Origin of the sequence: Exiguobacterium sp. JMULE1 (genome assembly GCF_013337175.1) — a bacterium.
Taxonomy (GTDB): Bacteria; Bacillota; Bacilli; order Exiguobacteriales; family Exiguobacteriaceae; genus Exiguobacterium_A; species Exiguobacterium_A indicum.
Map to the genome: position 1 here is coordinate 1,764,603 of NZ_SGWC01000002.1, position 14,715 is coordinate 1,779,317.

18 protein-coding genes are annotated in these 14,715 nt (G+C 48.6%); 1 reads left to right on the top strand and 17 read right to left on the bottom strand.

The features are described 5' to 3' along the window. The first annotated feature begins 106 nt into the window (after positions 1 to 106). A complete protein-coding gene (locus EXW93_RS09600) occupies positions 107 to 994 on the top strand; it encodes a YitT family protein (RefSeq protein ID WP_035396836.1) in 888 nt (295 codons plus the stop codon). Positions 995 to 1,037: 43 nt separating this feature from the next. On the opposite strand, the gene EXW93_RS09605 is transcribed toward EXW93_RS09600, so the two are convergent. The 17 genes from EXW93_RS09605 to EXW93_RS09685 all read right to left on the bottom strand — a co-directional run bounded on the left by EXW93_RS09605 (position 1,038) and on the right by EXW93_RS09685 (position 14,661). Next, positions 1,038 to 1,718, bottom strand: coding sequence for a zinc metallopeptidase (locus EXW93_RS09605; RefSeq protein ID WP_174316407.1), 681 nt, complete (start codon positions 1,716 to 1,718; stop codon positions 1,038 to 1,040). A 45-nt stretch (positions 1,719 to 1,763) separates the two neighbouring features. Next, complete coding sequence (locus tag EXW93_RS09610; RefSeq protein ID WP_217448909.1) at positions 1,764 to 2,366, bottom strand: DUF1405 domain-containing protein; 603 nt, start codon at positions 2,364 to 2,366, stop codon at positions 1,764 to 1,766. Positions 2,367 to 2,420: 54 nt separating this feature from the next. Continuing rightward, entirely contained in the window at positions 2,421 to 3,212 is a 792-nt protein-coding gene (locus EXW93_RS09615) for a menaquinol-cytochrome c reductase cytochrome b/c subunit (RefSeq protein ID WP_023468630.1), read from the bottom strand. A 40-nt stretch (positions 3,213 to 3,252) separates the two neighbouring features. After that, on the bottom strand, positions 3,253 to 3,924 hold the full coding sequence (gene qcrB / locus EXW93_RS09620; RefSeq protein ID WP_012370658.1) for a menaquinol-cytochrome c reductase cytochrome b subunit: 672 nt from the start codon (positions 3,922 to 3,924) through the stop codon (positions 3,253 to 3,255). A 3-nt stretch (positions 3,925 to 3,927) separates the two neighbouring features. After that, on the bottom strand, positions 3,928 to 4,434 hold the full coding sequence (locus EXW93_RS09625) for a ubiquinol-cytochrome c reductase iron-sulfur subunit (protein WP_023468631.1): 507 nt from the start codon (positions 4,432 to 4,434) through the stop codon (positions 3,928 to 3,930). Positions 4,435 to 4,538: 104 nt separating this feature from the next. Further along, the gene (locus EXW93_RS09630) at positions 4,539 to 4,979 is read right to left on the bottom strand and encodes a DUF2487 family protein (protein WP_023468632.1); all 441 of its coding nucleotides are present in this window, start codon (positions 4,977 to 4,979) and stop codon (positions 4,539 to 4,541) included. A 181-nt stretch (positions 4,980 to 5,160) separates the two neighbouring features. Then, positions 5,161 to 5,691, bottom strand: coding sequence for a ReoY family proteolytic degradation factor (locus EXW93_RS09635; RefSeq protein WP_035396825.1), 531 nt, complete (start codon positions 5,689 to 5,691; stop codon positions 5,161 to 5,163). Positions 5,692 to 5,719: 28 nt separating this feature from the next. After that, positions 5,720 to 6,982: a tetratricopeptide repeat protein gene (locus EXW93_RS09640; protein ID WP_041255514.1), complete on the bottom strand. Its 1,263-nt coding sequence runs from the start codon at positions 6,980 to 6,982 to the stop codon at positions 5,720 to 5,722. 35 nt (positions 6,983 to 7,017) lie between these two features. Beyond that, positions 7,018 to 8,274 (bottom strand): 3-phosphoshikimate 1-carboxyvinyltransferase, encoded by a 1,257-nt coding sequence (gene aroA, locus EXW93_RS09645; RefSeq protein ID WP_174316408.1) that lies wholly within the window; start codon positions 8,272 to 8,274, stop codon positions 7,018 to 7,020. Further along, on the bottom strand, positions 8,265 to 9,326 hold the full coding sequence (gene aroB / locus EXW93_RS09650; RefSeq protein ID WP_023468636.1) for a 3-dehydroquinate synthase: 1,062 nt from the start codon (positions 9,324 to 9,326) through the stop codon (positions 8,265 to 8,267). The genes aroA and aroB overlap by 10 nt, the downstream gene beginning before the upstream one ends. Beyond that, positions 9,323 to 10,477, bottom strand: coding sequence for a chorismate synthase (aroC, locus tag EXW93_RS09655; RefSeq protein WP_035396818.1), 1,155 nt, complete (start codon positions 10,475 to 10,477; stop codon positions 9,323 to 9,325). The genes aroB and aroC overlap by 4 nt, the downstream gene beginning before the upstream one ends. Positions 10,478 to 10,496: 19 nt before the next feature. Beyond that, entirely contained in the window at positions 10,497 to 11,273 is a 777-nt protein-coding gene (locus EXW93_RS09660; protein WP_174316409.1) for a CheR family methyltransferase, read from the bottom strand. A 192-nt stretch (positions 11,274 to 11,465) separates the two neighbouring features. Further along, positions 11,466 to 11,882 carry a nucleoside-diphosphate kinase gene (gene ndk / locus EXW93_RS09665; protein ID WP_023468639.1) on the bottom strand — a complete coding sequence of 139 codons (417 nt, stop codon included), beginning with the start codon at positions 11,880 to 11,882 and terminating at the stop codon, positions 11,466 to 11,468. Positions 11,883 to 11,975: 93 nt separating this feature from the next. Next, positions 11,976 to 12,938: a polyprenyl synthetase family protein gene (locus EXW93_RS09670; protein WP_023468640.1), complete on the bottom strand. Its 963-nt coding sequence runs from the start codon at positions 12,936 to 12,938 to the stop codon at positions 11,976 to 11,978. Between the two features lies 1 nt (position 12,939). Further along, positions 12,940 to 13,647 (bottom strand): demethylmenaquinone methyltransferase, encoded by a 708-nt coding sequence (locus tag EXW93_RS09675; RefSeq protein WP_023468641.1) that lies wholly within the window; start codon positions 13,645 to 13,647, stop codon positions 12,940 to 12,942. A gap of 22 nt (positions 13,648 to 13,669) precedes the next feature. Continuing rightward, on the bottom strand, positions 13,670 to 14,248 hold the full coding sequence (locus EXW93_RS09680; protein WP_023468642.1) for a heptaprenyl diphosphate synthase component 1: 579 nt from the start codon (positions 14,246 to 14,248) through the stop codon (positions 13,670 to 13,672). 140 nt (positions 14,249 to 14,388) lie between these two features. Then, the gene (locus tag EXW93_RS09685) at positions 14,389 to 14,661 is read right to left on the bottom strand and encodes an HU family DNA-binding protein (protein ID WP_012370671.1); all 273 of its coding nucleotides are present in this window, start codon (positions 14,659 to 14,661) and stop codon (positions 14,389 to 14,391) included. Positions 14,662 to 14,715 lie beyond the last annotated feature (54 nt).

Here is a 14,715-nt window from a genome sequence, read left to right on the forward strand (position 1 = left end):
ACCATACTGATCACTTTTTGACTGATTTTCATAGGAAAAGCTAGTCTTTTTCCGACCGTGCCGTTACCCTAGAGAAAGAGTCTTGATTTGAAAGGAGCATACGGAAATGGCACCTCCATTCCAATTTCCGATTCGAATCCAGAACATCCTCTGGATTTTAGTCGGATCGTTCATCTTTGCTTTTGGTATTTATCATTTTAACGTTCAAAATGAGTTAGCAGAAGGCGGTTTCACCGGAATCACGCTGATTCTAAAAGGGCTGTTCGGGTTATCACCATCAATCACGAACTTAGTATTGAATGTCCCACTTTTTTTCGTCAGTTATAAAATTCTTGGTCGGACGACCTTTGTCTACACGTTGATCGGTACATTCAGTTTTTCCTTCTGGTATGGATTGATTGCGAAATATTCACCACTCGTCATCGACCTGCGCGACGATATGGTGCTTGCTGCGCTCTTTGCCGGTGTATTCATCGGCGTTGGTCTTGGTATCATCTTCAACAACGGTGGTACGACAGGTGGCGTTGATATCATCGCGCGTTTGACGAAACGTTACTTCGGTTGGTCGATTGGTCGAACATTCTTGATCTTCGATTTCTTCGTCATCGTCGCATCCTTGACGTATCTCGATTACAAGCAAGCGATGTATACGTTACTTGCCGTCTACGTCGGTGCCCGCGTCATCGATTGGATGCAAGAGGGCACGTATGCCGGTAAAGCAGCGATGATCATCAGTGATCACCGGACGGAGATTGCCGACGGCATTCATGCGACGATGAATCGTGGCACGACCCGTCTGATCGCAAAAGGCGGTTACTCTGGACGAGATCTCGAAGTATTGTACGTCGTCGTCGCTCGTAATGAGATCAATCGCTTGAAGACGCTCGTTAAAAGTGTCGACCAGCACGCCTTCATCACGTTGCATGATGTCTATGAAGTAACGGGAGAAGGATTCACGTTCGACGAAAATCGAGTCCCGATCAAAGAAACGTAAAAAAAACACGGATCGCTCAAACGAGCAATCCGTGTTTTTCATTTTAGTCATCACTTGACGGGTTGAAGACGAGCAGTGCGAGACGAAGAAACTCGGCGACAGCAACAAGTGTTGCTGCGACGTACGTCCAAGCCGCTGCGTTTAAAACACGACGTGAACCACGTTCTTCTTCAGCGTCAATGATACCATGCTCCGTCAACTGCGCCATCGCTCGATTCGAGGCATCAAACTCGACCGGTAACGTGACAAGTTGGAAGATGACGGCACCGAGCATCAAGACGACACCAAGCATCGCAAGACCACTGAACCCGGCAAATAGACCAATCAACAACAGCGGGAACGATATATTGGAAGTAACAGATGCAACTTTGCCAACTTTATGCCGAATACGTATCATATTATAGTCCGTCGCATCTTGAATAACGTGACCGATTTCGTGTGCTGCAATCGAAACAGCTGAAACTGTCGAGCCATAGTAAACATTCTCGGATAGTCTAACTACCTTATGATTTAAATCATAATGATCAGACATCGTTCCACCGATTGGCTCGAGACGGACGTTCGTGATCCCGTTCTGCTTCATGATGAAGTCGGCGACCTGCGCTCCCGTCACCCCACTCTGAATCGGAACATCTTGATATTTTTTATAGGTGCTCCGCACCCGCATCTGAGCCCAGATCGGGACGATGATGATGATCGCGAGATAGATCAAATAGTTTGCCACGAGATATCGTTCCTTTCTTTTTTTGATTATAGGTCTATTTTATGTTCAAGTGATCTTATTGTCAATTGAATCGCGCGCGACAAGCAGATATCCCATCAAAAGACACAATCCGGTCAACCAGAAGGAGCCGTAGCCGATCCACTGGATATGCTCCGCAAGCGCTGGGTAACGCGGCCACTGACCGAGCACGTAATCGACGACATCGTTGTGAATGACCCAGATGGCGACGAGGACGAGTTCCTTGACGCGAAACGTCATCAGCGGACTGTATAACAACGCCTGGAACGCCATCGCTCCGTGCGACACCATTAACATCAGTGCCATCGCCGTTAAGGTCGCATTTTCCGTTCCGAGTTGATTCAACATCAACGCGTTCATGACGACTGCCCAGACCCCGTATTTGATGAGTGTGACAAACGCGAGCGCTTCAAACAATCGGGAACGTCGTCCAAAAATCCAGAGAAAGACGATGATCGTAAAGAAGAGGGATGCTGTCGGGCTATCCGGAATGAACGGATAGTAATACCACTTCGATGTCGAAAGTTGTGGTTCATACCAGTAGTAACCGTATAATGTGCCTGCTAAGTTGATCAACCCGACGATCCAGAGTACGGCTTTATGTCGGAGTAATGTCAAAATACCTTGCAATCGTTTCACCTCATCATCGACAAAAGCCGGAGGATTGCTCCCCCGGCTTTTGGCTTATTTATTGTTTTCGCCGCCTTCACCGTATGAAGCGATGAATTTCGCGAGTTCTTTACGATCCGCGTCTGATCCTTTGTACTGACCAGCAGGCATCGAACCGACACCTTTATCTGCGATTTCATAAATCTCTTCTTCTGTCTTCTTCGTACCAACGAGTGCCGGAGCTGCTGCTCCACCCTCGAGGTTCTTACCATGACAGTTGACACATGACTGGTTCGAATAAATTTCGTATCCTTTTGCCGATGTATCAATTTTTGGTCCTTCGTTCATCGTCAACTCACCTTGTTTATGGATTGTATCCCAGTGAGTCGTTTGAACAGATTCCCATGTCAAGAAGACGATCGAGACGACTGCGAGAAGCATCATGCTGACTGCGATCGGACGTTTCGCAGGACGACGTTCAAGACCTTGGTCGAGCCATGGCGCGACGAGAAGTGCTGTGAACGCAAGACCTGGGAGGATGACCGTTCCCATCAAGATGTACGGACCTGCAGCGAATTGGTATTTCAAGAGCTGATAGAGGAATAGGAAGTACCAGTCCGGAAGTGGAATGTACGACGTATTCGTCGGATCGGCAATGTTTTGAAGTGGTGCTGCTTCTACGATTGTCAATGTCATGAAGCCGATCAAGAAGACCGCTCCAACCATCCATTCGCGAAGTAAGAAGTTTGGCCAGAACGCTTCCGTTCGACCTGGATATTCCGAATAATCTTTCGACTTGTTCGGCATCCGGTTGTTGATCGACACCCGTGAATCGGTGACGAATTTCATTCCTTTACCACGATGCATCGTGTTCTCCCCCTTTTTTGTTGTCTAGATGATAGTCGGTTTAAAGTGGTCCAGAGATCCCTTGTTTACGGATCATCATGAAGTGGGCCCCGAGCAAGACGAACAATGCTGCAGGAAGGAAGAAGACGTGAATCGCAAAGAATCGAGCGATTGTACTTGCGCCGACGATTTCTCCACCCGCAAGGAGGGTCTTCGCGATACCACCGATGACCGGAATACTTTCAGCAATCTGAATCGTAACTTTTGTCGCGAACAATGCTTTCATGTCCCAAGGCAATAGGTATCCTGTCAGACCGAGAGCTAAGACGACGAAGAATAAGAGAACTCCGACGACCCAGTTCAATTCACGTGGTTTTTTGTATGAACCAGTGAAGAAGACACGTAATGTATGTAGGAACAACATTACGATAACGACCGACGCACCCCAGTGGTGCATACCACGAACGATTTGTCCGTGTGCGACTTCATTTTGAAGATAGTAGACGGACGCGTGTGCGTTGATGATGTCCGGTACATAATACATCGTCAAGAACATCCCCGAAAGAATCTGGATGACGATCGTAAAGAACGTCAATCCGCCAAAACAATAAACGAAAGCTGAAAAGTTATGTGCCGGGTTGACGTGCTCCGGTACTTCATGGTCGGCGATATCTCGCCAGAGCGGCGTAATGTCAACGCGCTCATCAATCCAATCATAGATTTTTTGCATCATCGCTTACGCACCTCTTTCGACTGGTTTACCAAGGTAGAGGAAACCATCTTTCTGCTGCATTTCATAACCATCGAGTGGTTTCGTCGGAGGCGTTCCTGGAACGTTGACGCCATCTTTCGTGTACCGACCGAAGTGACATGGGCAATAGAATTGCTCCGGGTGCGTCGGATCTGAACCGAAGCTGACTTGGCAACCTAAGTGTTTACAAATTGGTGAGAGGGCTAAAATTTCTCCCTTATCATCTTTGAACACCCAAGCTGACAACGTTTCTTCGAACTCATACCATGCATCTTGCGTTTGTTTCTTGAAGTCGACCCGTTTTGGTTCTGTCGTGATATCCGACAACTTCATTACTTTTACTTTATCGCCTGCTCCTGATTTCTTCAGGACTGGATCAACTGCGAAGTTGACCATCGGCATGACCATCGTCGCCGCCATGAAACCGCCGACGCCTGTCAATGTATACGTCAAGAACTGACGACGTGTTACGTTAGACCCGTTTTGAGCCATCTCGATCCCCCCTTGTGATGTACGCTGTGCCCCAAGACGACAGTACTTCACACAAATTTCTCACATGGTAATAGTATCTTAATAAAATCATTGCGTCAACCGCTTCATAGCGCGGTCCAACGGTTTCCTAACTGTTCGAGAACTTGTCCTACGAAATTCCCGACCATCTGACCTTGTTGGTCACGACTCATCGTCTCAAGTGCTAGACGTGGCACGTAGATAATCTCTTCGGCGGCAGTCTCCTTCCACCTTAAATCAGCCGTGATGAAGGTGATGAAACGGAATTGCCCGGAAGCAGCCGCTTGACGCCATCCTTCCAACTGTTCGATCGACGGTGCATCGATATAGGTCAGAGCAGGAACGAGCAATGCCCGTCCGGATAGCTGGCGTTCGACTTCGGACGCCACCGTCAATGTCATGTCTGCGCATTCCGCGTAAGCATGCATCGCCTCATCGAAACCGACCGGAAGCAAAGGCACGATCAGCGTATCGATGTACGCTTGCTCGCTTCGTGTCCGCTGTACGTCGGATGGTTTGAAACGCAAGTCATTTCCCCCTTTCTTCGTACTTACAATTCGTCACATTTAATGTATCATATCCGCATTTCCTCCTACTCTCTTAATGTGAACGTTTTATGAAATTCCACTCTATTTTTCTTCATATTTTGCACAAATCTTCACATACGAAAGGACCCTACTACCTCTGCTGGGCAATAGAGTCCTTCTGTTAAGGAAGTTGACTTCGAACGAGCCGTAACTGTTCGGAAAGAGAGTGGAATCGATGTTGATCGCGTGCATCCAGCGCTTCATCAATCAAGCGGACTAAACGTTCTTCTTCCTGCCGATTGACCGTGACCGCGATGAAATGTGTCGCTTCATCCGCTAAGCGCGGTTCAACAGCAACTTCTGGGCGAAACGGATTTTCCTCGAGTAAAGACAAATACTCGTCATCCATCATCATACCTTGAAAGTTCAACTCGATATAGATATCTTCCGCGGTCAGGCGAATATCATGATACGCTTTTTCTGGATCTAGCGTCGTGACATCCCCTTTTTTGAAGAGAAATGGTTCCGCGTCGAATCCGTATGTCGTCATGATGATTGCCTTCGGAGCGAAGGTCGCATTTTGGACGAAGTGTACTTGCTCGAGTTTTGCCTCATTACGCAGCCAATAATCGATGATCCATTTCGCTTCCCGTCGCTTTAACGTGTAATAGGTCAAGATGCGGCGTAAGAATCGCTGCTTTCTCTCTATCATCTCAATCCTACTCCCTTCTCCCGTGAAGTCATCCATCCATTCGTTCAACATAGTCGACAAGTTCATTATCTTCTGGTGTCAACATAGCAGCGCGACGGAGAAGACGTTGTCCCTCTTCACGCCGTCCTTCCTCGACGAGTGCGAATCCATACTCTTTCAAGAAGAGCGCATCTTCGGTGAATGCACCTTCGACTATCGCATAATTCTCCATCGCTTGCGTGTATTCCTCTAAGGCATACAAAGCGCGTGCCCGGTACCATGTCAGAATCGGAGCCGTGACGTGTTCTTCGATGGCAGAGATCGTCTCGATCATCGCTTCGTGGTCCTCGTCTTCAGCAAGTAACGACAGCAAGCGTTCCGCTGCGACGATCGATTCCGGATTCAAGGCAAGCGCCTCACGCAGCGCTTGGACGCTTCCAGCGCGATCGCCGAGTTTTAGAAGGAACAAGGCTTCCATCGTCCGCAACTCATCATTGTAATCGTCGCGCTCCATTCCCTGTTTGATGACGTTCAGCGCTTCTTTTGTCAAACCAAGTTCGGCTTGGCTTTCCGCGTATGGTACGTACGCCGACGTATAGTCCGGATCCTGTGCAATCAATTGCTGGAATGTCTCGACCGCTTTTTGGTGTTGACCGACACGGTGAGCCGTCATCGCAAGACCAAACAGTGTATGCAAGTCGGAGCGTTCTGCGACAGCACGTTCGTACAGTGGAATCGCATCTTCAAATTGTCCTGTCATCGCGAGTGATTCCGCGTAAAGGGCATCGAGCGGCAATTCAGCACGTAACTCTGGTCGCTCCGCGATTTCGGCGAATAACGGTACCGCCTGATCAAACGCACCGAGCGTCATGTAGAGCTCAGCCAAACCGTATGCCAGTAACGGTTCGTCCGGTGCAAGGTTACGCGCTTCCTTCAGTTTCGCTAACGCTACTTCGTCAAGACCTTGCGACTGATAGAGGTCAGCGAGTAATACGAGAGAACGTGGACCATATTCCATGTCCGTTGTGTCGACCTGCTCGAGGACGGAGATCGCTTCTTCTTCGCGATCCAAATCGATATAACACTCTGCTAGTAACAAGGCGACTCCCGCATTACCCGCATATTCGACGTAAAGTGGCGCCAAGAGATCGACCGCCCGGTCAGACAATCCGAGTTCGATATAGAGATCGGCTACGGCGAGGCGGTCCTCATCCGTTCCTGTCTTTTCGAGTTTTTCTAATGCTGCTAACGCTTCTGAGGTGTGACCGTGTTCCAATTCTTCGATGATGCCATTCAATAGTTGTTCATTCAAGGCAAACGCCCCACTTTCTGTCATCCGCTTCTTGCTTACTCAGATTGGTCGGATTGAAGTTTCTTTAAATCATCATAGAACGTTGGGTAGCTGACTTCAACTACTTCGCGTCCATGAACCATAATTTCTGGATTGATCGTCGCCGCAATCGTCAACATCATCGCAAGCCGGTGATCACCTGCACTGTCGACTTCCGCTGCTTGCAGAGGTGTCGGTCCTTCGATGATCATGCCGTCATCCGTTGCCTCGATATTCGCTCCAAGACGCTGTAATGCCGTCACGACGGTCTCGATCCGATCCGTTTCCTTGACACGAAGCTCTTGTGCATCGCGAATGATTGTTCGTCCTTCCGCTTGCGTCGCAAGCAAAGCGAGTAACGGAATCTCATCAATCAAGGATGGAATCTGATCACCTTCGACCGTGATTGCTTGTAACGATGTCGTCTCGACGGTCACATCTACCGTCTCCTCTCCACCGTCTTCTGAGCGATGATTGATTTCGACACTTGCACCCATCTGGCGTAACGTCTGTAAAAAACCAATCCGTGTCGGATTCATCAAGACGTGGGTCGTCGTGATGCGACTATCCTGCCCGATCGCTGCCGCCGTCCACCAAAACGCTGCTGACGATGGATCCCCTGGAATGTCGAGTGACGTTGCTTGTAAGCGTACAGGACCTTGAACACGAATGTGCCGACCATCCTCATGTTCAACGATTGCTACGTCAACGCCGAACTGCGGCAACATCCGTTCCGTATGGTCGCGTGACAGGATCGGCTCGATGACCGTCGTCTCACCCGTCGCATGCAGACCTGCAAGCAACACGGCGCTTTTCACTTGTGCACTTGCGACTGGTAACGTATACGTCGTTCCGACAAGCGGCGTTCCTGTAATGTGAAGCGGCGCCGTCTCACCTGTGATGTTCGCTCCGAACAACGCAAGCGGTTCCGTGATCCGTTTCATCGGACGTCTACGTAAGGAAGCGTCGCCATCGAGCGCGTATGTCGCTTGACCGCCTGCTAGGATACCGCTCAAGAGACGAATCGTTGTCCCCGAGTTTCCGCAATCAATTGTCGCTTCTTGGAACGTATCCGTTCCGGTAATCCGAATTTCCTCTGGTGTTCGATCGATTTGTGCACCAAGCGCCTGCATCGCTTCTAGTGAAGCAAGACAATCGGCCCCTTCAAGTGCGTTTCTGACACGTGTCGTTCCCTCGGCGATTCCGCCGAACAGGAAAGCGCGGTGCGTCATTGATTTATCGCCTGGTACTTGTACTGTTCCTCTTAAGCCCATTCTAGACACCTCACTGTTTGATTGAATGCTTGGCGCAATCGTTCTTCGCTAATCGCTTCTAAAATGAAGCGCCCTTCTTTTTCAAGGACGAATCGAATCATTGCTTGGTGGTTCTTCTTGTCGCGACGCATCAGTTCAAGATAGGTCTTAAACGATTGTCGATTCGGTAATTCCGTTCCAAGACGGTGGAGCAATTGCCCGAGCTGCTTCGCCTGTCCGTCATTTCCTTCCAAGAACTTGACGAAGACAAGTCCGATCCCTACTGCCTCGCCATGCGCAAGACCAGGACTCGCATATTCAACGGCATGACCGAATGTATGTCCATAATTCAAGAACGCACGCATCCCTTGCTCCGTCTCATCTTGTTCGACGATATCCCGTTTCACATTGATCCCCCGTGCGAGCCAGTCTTCTAAGTCGAGTCCTTTGACAGCATCCAGCGAAATATCGAGTAACGAATCCGCAAATGATGGTCGCGCAAGGAACCCATGCTTGACTAACTCAAAGAAGCCACTTCGCCATTCCCGGTCTGGTAATGTCTGAAGGAGCGTTAAATCATATACGACACCACTTGGCTGATAAAATGCACCGACTAAGTTTTTACCGAGGGAGAGGTTGAGACCAACCTTTCCACCAACACTTGAATCATGCGCTAACAGTGTCGTCGGAATTTGAAGGAACGGGATGCCGCGCAAAAAGGTTGCCGCGACGAATCCCGCTAAATCACCAATCATTCCACCACCGAACGCAAGGATCAGGCTATGACGTGTCATCCCGTACCGAACCCCTTCTTCGAGTAGAGCGCCATAGACGGCAAGCGACTTACTGTTCTCCCCTGGCGCAACAGTGCTGATATGAACATCGATCGACGGCGATACATCCGCTAATGCAGCCTGCAATCGATCCATCTGCAAGTGATGTACTGTTTCATCCGTGATGACCCAAATGCGGTCCGCCTCGTTCAGCGCGGAAAGATGCGATAACCGGGCTAATGCCCCATTTCCGATAAGTACTGGATATGACGTGTTCAACCGGATATCAAATTCGATCAAAACGTCCGGACCTCCTCTTTGTAAGCAGCGACGGCAGCCTGAAGGCGATCGAGTGTCGATGTCCCGAACATTTCAAGGATAGCGACCGCAATCTCAAACGCGACGACGGCTTCTAGAACAACCGATGCGGCCGGAACGGCACAGGCATCACTTCGTTCGATTTGTGCAGTGAATGCTTCCTTCGTCTCGATATCGACTGATTGTAGTGGACGATAGAGCGTCGGAATCGGCTTCATCGCAATTTGGACGCGAATCGGCATGCCTGTCGACATTCCACCTTCGATTCCGCCTAGATGGTTCGTCCGCCGATGATAGCCGGATGCATCATGAACGATTTCATCTTGGACGGTACTCCCCTTGCGACGACCGAGTTCATATCCGTCACCAAAACCGACTGATTTCATCGCATTGACGCTGATGACAGCTTGCGCAATTCGACTGTCGAGCTTTAAATCGTTTTGAGTGAAGGATCCGACTCCTGGCATCATGCCCGTCACGACGACTTCGATTTCACCGCCGAGTGTATCCCCTTCTTTTTTGGCCGCATCAATTTCCTCCATCATCCGTTGCCCTGCTTGTTCGTCAGCACAGCGAACGGGTGAAGCGTCAATCGTTTCCTGATGTTCGACGGGATCTTTCCACGGTGCATCGATGCCACCAATCGACCGTACGTGCGAGAACACTTCAATCCCGAGTTCATTCAGTAATTGTTTAGCGAAGGCGCCGACGGCAACACGTGCTGCCGTCTCACGAGCGGAAGAACGTTCTAGTACATCGCGTAAATCGCGATGACCGTACTTCAATCCACCAACGAGATCCGCATGTCCGGGGCGTGGACGCGTCAACGTCCGCGGGCGCTCCAACTGTTCTTCGAGCGGTTCCGCTTGCATGACTTGTGTCCAGTGCGTATGATCCTTATTCTCGATGAACAAACTGATCGGTGATCCTGTCGTGTATCCATGACGGATCCCGCCACGCGCATCGATTTGATCCTGTTCGATTTGCATGCGTCGTCCGCGTCCGTATCCGCCTTGGCGACGTGTCATTTCACGCTGGATGGCTTCGAAATCAATCGTGAGTCCTGCTGGCATCCCATCGATGATGACGGTCAACCCTTTTCCATGTGATTCTCCTGCTGTCATGTAACGCATTCGCTTCATCCCTTCCTGATCAACTGATTTTTTCGTAAAAGAAGCTCTGTTTCATCTTTAACCCAAACCGTTCGGGTTGGAAAATTTGTTCCGTTCCACCAACGAATAAGATTCCGCCTGGCTTTAAGGCCTCGACGAACGAACGATAGACGTGCGCTTTCGCTTCTTCTGTAAAATAAATCAGCACGTTGCGGCAGATGATTAAATCAAACCCCGTATCGTACCGGTCTCCTAACAGATTATGTTTACTGAAACGAACGAGTCGTTTGATTTCCGGAACGACTTCGAACGTTTGCTCTTGCTCAATGAAGTATTTCTTTTTACGCGCTTCGACGACTTCATTCAATGCAGAAGCTCCGTATCGACCAAGCTTGGCTTTTTCTAGGACGAGTTCATCCAAATCTGTTGCTTGAATCGTAAAGGCGGATGGATCGAGCCGTTCACTTAAAATCATCGCAAGGGAGTATGGTTCTTCTCCGGTCGAACAAGCTGCGCTCCACGTCCGGATTCGTCCATGTGCTCGCGACTCTAGGATCGGTAAGATATCTTGTTCCAATTGTTGCCAACGAATCGGATTACGGAAAAATTCACTGACATTGATCGTCATTCGATCTAAAAACTCGTCGTATAACGATGTGTCCTTATCCATTGCCTGCATATAAGAAGCAAATGTACTATATCCTTTTTTGTCACGTAACGCCGTCAATCGCCGTTTCATCTGTGCTTCTTTATACTGACCGAGATCAATCCCTGATTTGGTCTTGAATCGTTGAATAAAAAGTTCATAATCTTCCAATTGGCACACCTCGCTCACTATCGATATCGAATGGTCATCTCCATGACCGGTTCAACTTATTTTCTATAGTAGCATAAAGCTATAGGCATTCCAAAAAGCAATTCGACAATTGGGTCATTCCGTTTTACAAGAACACGACAAAAGGGATTCGATCAAATCGAATCCCTTCCCCGTTGTCTTTCTATTCATGAATTACGCGTTGACTGGCTGTCCTTGAAACCAGAGGGCAAGCTCACGCTCCGCGCTCTCGACACTATCTGAACCATGGATGACGTTCTCACTCATCGTGTTCGCGAAATCACCACGGATCGTTCCAGGTGCTGCTTCAAGTGGTTTTGTTTTCCCGATCATCAAACGCGAGACGGCAACGACGTCTGCACCCTCGACACGAAGTGCAACGACAGGACCTGATGTGAGGAAAGTGACCAACTCTCCAAAGAACGGTTTCTCCGCATGCTCTTCGTAATGTGCTTTTGCTAACTCTTCTGTGACGTTCATCATTTTCATTTCACGAATGATGAATCCTTTGCGTTCGATCCGTCCAATGATTTCCCCAATCAATCCACGTTCTACGCCATCCGGTTTGACCATCAAAAATGTCTGTTCCATCTCTAGTTCCCCCTATGAAATGCTTTTAGAAAAGCGCTTACATAGTCAGTTTACTGGCTTTTAAGAAGAACAGCAAGAAATTTTTGACAATCTTCAACCTTTTCGTTTTCCAACGTAGCGCGCGACTTCTTCAAGCGATCGCTTCGCAGAGGATTTAGGTAATGGTTCGAGACGTTTGATGGCACGATGGATGTAATGATCGACTGTTTGTTGCGTTCGTTCGAGAGCACCCGAAGTTTGAAGAAACGACAATAAAGGTGCGACTTCTTCATGCGTTGGCATACTCTCGATTTTTGAAAGACGTTCATAAAAGACAGCATCTTCTGCACCATAAAAGACAGGTAATGTTTTGTGTCCATGACGCAAATCCTCTGCTACGGGCTTACCAAGTTCTGTGCGATTCGCTGTGAAATCAAGCAAATCGTCAGCAATTTGAAACGCAAGTCCGATATCTCGTCCAAACAACCGTAACGCTTTCGTATCGGCTGCAGAACAGTTCGCAACAATGGCACCTAGGTGACAACTCGCTTCGATGAGAATGGCTGTTTTTCGTTCGATCCGTTTGATGTAGCGTTTAATCGACTGTTCCCAATCATATTGGTCATAGATTTGTTCAATCTCACCTTCGCAAATTTCACGCATCGTATGGACCATCACTTGGACAAGTTCCGGCTTTCCGACTTCACCAATCAATCGAATCGCCTCTCCAAACAGATAGTTCCCGGAATACAGTGCGACTTCTTCATCAAAGTATTGCATGACAGTCGGTTTCCCTCGTCGTAGTTCCGCGTCATCAATGACATCGTCATGAACGAGTGATGCCATATGGACGAGCTCAAGACTGGCCGCCACACGAATCAGCTCATCCCGATCTGCTTCACCGAATTTAGACGCTAACAATACGAATGCCGGTCGAATCCGTTTTCCACCAGCCTTCAACAGTTGCTTTCCTGCCGCATCGATCGTTGGTTCCTCAGAAGCGATATGACTGATCAGAAAACGATCGACTAAATTAACTTCCTTCGTGACATCACGGTATATGGAATGCAGTGACATCTCACCACTTCTTCCCAAGGTGCATCGCAGCAGCCCCACCCGCGAATGCCTTGACTTCCACTTGCATGAAGCCTGCCTGTTCGAAGAGTTGTTTCAGTTCGACGCGGTCGAGGAACACTTCCGTCGATTCTTGTAGCCAGTTGTATTGATCGTATGATTTCGCAAGCAATCGCCCGACTTGTGGCATGATTTTTCCGAAATACAATGAATATGCCTCGCGGAAAATCGGTGCCGTCGGTTGACTCGTCTCGAGACAGACGACCGTTCCACCTGGTTTTAAGACACGATGCATCTCTTTGATGACCTGTAGATAATCCGGTACGTTTCGTAGACCAAACCCGATCGTCACATAATCGAACGAGTTATCACCGAACGGTAGATCCATCGCATTTCCGTGAATCAATTCGATGTTTTTCATATCGAGCGCTTCTACCTTCTCCACGCCGACTCTTAGCATGTTCTCTGAAAAATCAAGTCCTTTGATGACACCTGTCGGACCGGCTGCTTTCGCTAGTTGAATCGTCCAGTCCGCTGTTCCACAACAAAGATCGAGACATTTAGCACCCGGGAAGACTTGCATCCGGCGCATCGTCTCGCGTCTCCATAGTTTATGCAGTCGGAAGCTGATGACTGAATTCATTTGATCATAGTTCGTTGATATCGATTGAAACACTTCATATACTTTTTTTTCTTTATCTTTTGCCTGCACACCGCTCACCCTTTCCAAGATCTCATGCTACCGCCATCTGCTCGAGATGCGATAACAGTAATTTCTGTGCGACCAGATCCAATTGTTCTGCCTGTTGTTGAATGATCTGCCGCCCCTGTCGTGTCAGCCATTCTCGTTTCGTGATTGCTGCGAGTCCTTGCATTAATCCGAACTCTGCTGTTAACCATAAGAGAACTCGTTCTTCCGTCGATGCATAATTCATTTCGTGAAGGGCACACTTTGCCTCGTTGACCCGTTGAATCGTCCGTCCGAGTGAAACGAGAATCTCTTTTGGTAACCCAGCTAGCTGTTCGAAAAAGTAGCTCGAGAATAAATCTCCTGCTAATACAAGCAACTGTCGCTCCTTCGAACCGCGTAGCGTTTCATTGACACGCTCATGCAGACGTAGCGCTACTTGTGCGAAATGAATCGCTTTGACGAGTGCTTCCGTATCCAGCGTGTCATGTTGAGCGACATCAATCAACCAACTGATCTGTTCACGATCGATGGAAGGGAAATCCACATGTCGAGCCAATCGTGTCGTTTGTTTAGTGGTGAGTGCAGTGATGATTTCATCCACGCGCAGCTCATGTTGTTCCATGCTTTTACCCCCCGATCTCCAGTGCCATCTCGTTGATGGACGTTCTTCTTTTTTAATATACCATAATCGGCGGGCTTTCACGCTTCTGAATGTCCACAAAAAAGCCGCCCGAGAAAATCTCGGGCGACTATGTAGCCGGATTACTTCACAGCATCTTTCAATGCTTTACCTGGTTTGAAGGCAGGTACTTTACTTGCTGGAATCTCGATATCTTCTTTCGTACGTGGGTTGCGACCTTTACGGGCTGCACGCTCACGGACTTCGAAGTTACCAAATCCAATCAATTGGACTTTTTCTCCAGACTGAAGTGTCTCAGTGATCGATTCGAATGTTGATTCAACAACTTTCGTCACGTCTTTTTTTGTAAGACCTGATTTTTCGACGACTGCTTGAATGAGTTCAGTTTTGTTCATTACTTTCACCCCCTCCCAATCACTTCTTCGAGGGTAATCATACCCCATAAACGT

What these genes read in the sequence shown, in the direction of transcription:
- EXW93_RS09615 (WP_023468630.1), bottom strand. Translation starts at nt 3,212, where the DNA reads ATGCATCGTGGTAAAGGAATGAAATTCGTCACCGATTCACGGGTGTCG.
- aroC (WP_035396818.1), bottom strand. Translation starts at nt 10,477, where the DNA reads ATGCGTTACATGACAGCAGGAGAATCACATGGAAAAGGGTTGACCGTC.
- EXW93_RS09635 (WP_035396825.1), bottom strand. Translation starts at nt 5,691, where the DNA reads ATGATAGAGAGAAAGCAGCGATTCTTACGCCGCATCTTGACCTATTAC.
- EXW93_RS09670 (WP_023468640.1), bottom strand. Translation starts at nt 12,938, where the DNA reads ATGTCACTGCATTCCATATACCGTGATGTCACGAAGGAAGTTAATTTA.
- ndk (WP_023468639.1), bottom strand. Translation starts at nt 11,882, where the DNA reads ATGGAACAGACATTTTTGATGGTCAAACCGGATGGCGTAGAACGTGGA.
- aroA (WP_174316408.1), bottom strand. Translation starts at nt 8,274, where the DNA reads ATGGGCTTAAGAGGAACAGTACAAGTACCAGGCGATAAATCAATGACG.
- qcrB (WP_012370658.1), bottom strand. Translation starts at nt 3,924, where the DNA reads ATGATGCAAAAAATCTATGATTGGATTGATGAGCGCGTTGACATTACG.
- EXW93_RS09685 (WP_012370671.1), bottom strand. Translation starts at nt 14,661, where the DNA reads ATGAACAAAACTGAACTCATTCAAGCAGTCGTCGAAAAATCAGGTCTT.
- EXW93_RS09680 (WP_023468642.1), bottom strand. Translation starts at nt 14,248, where the DNA reads ATGGAACAACATGAGCTGCGCGTGGATGAAATCATCACTGCACTCACC.
- EXW93_RS09625 (WP_023468631.1), bottom strand. Translation starts at nt 4,434, where the DNA reads ATGGCTCAAAACGGGTCTAACGTAACACGTCGTCAGTTCTTGACGTAT.
- EXW93_RS09600 (WP_035396836.1), top strand. Translation starts at nt 107, where the DNA reads ATGGCACCTCCATTCCAATTTCCGATTCGAATCCAGAACATCCTCTGG.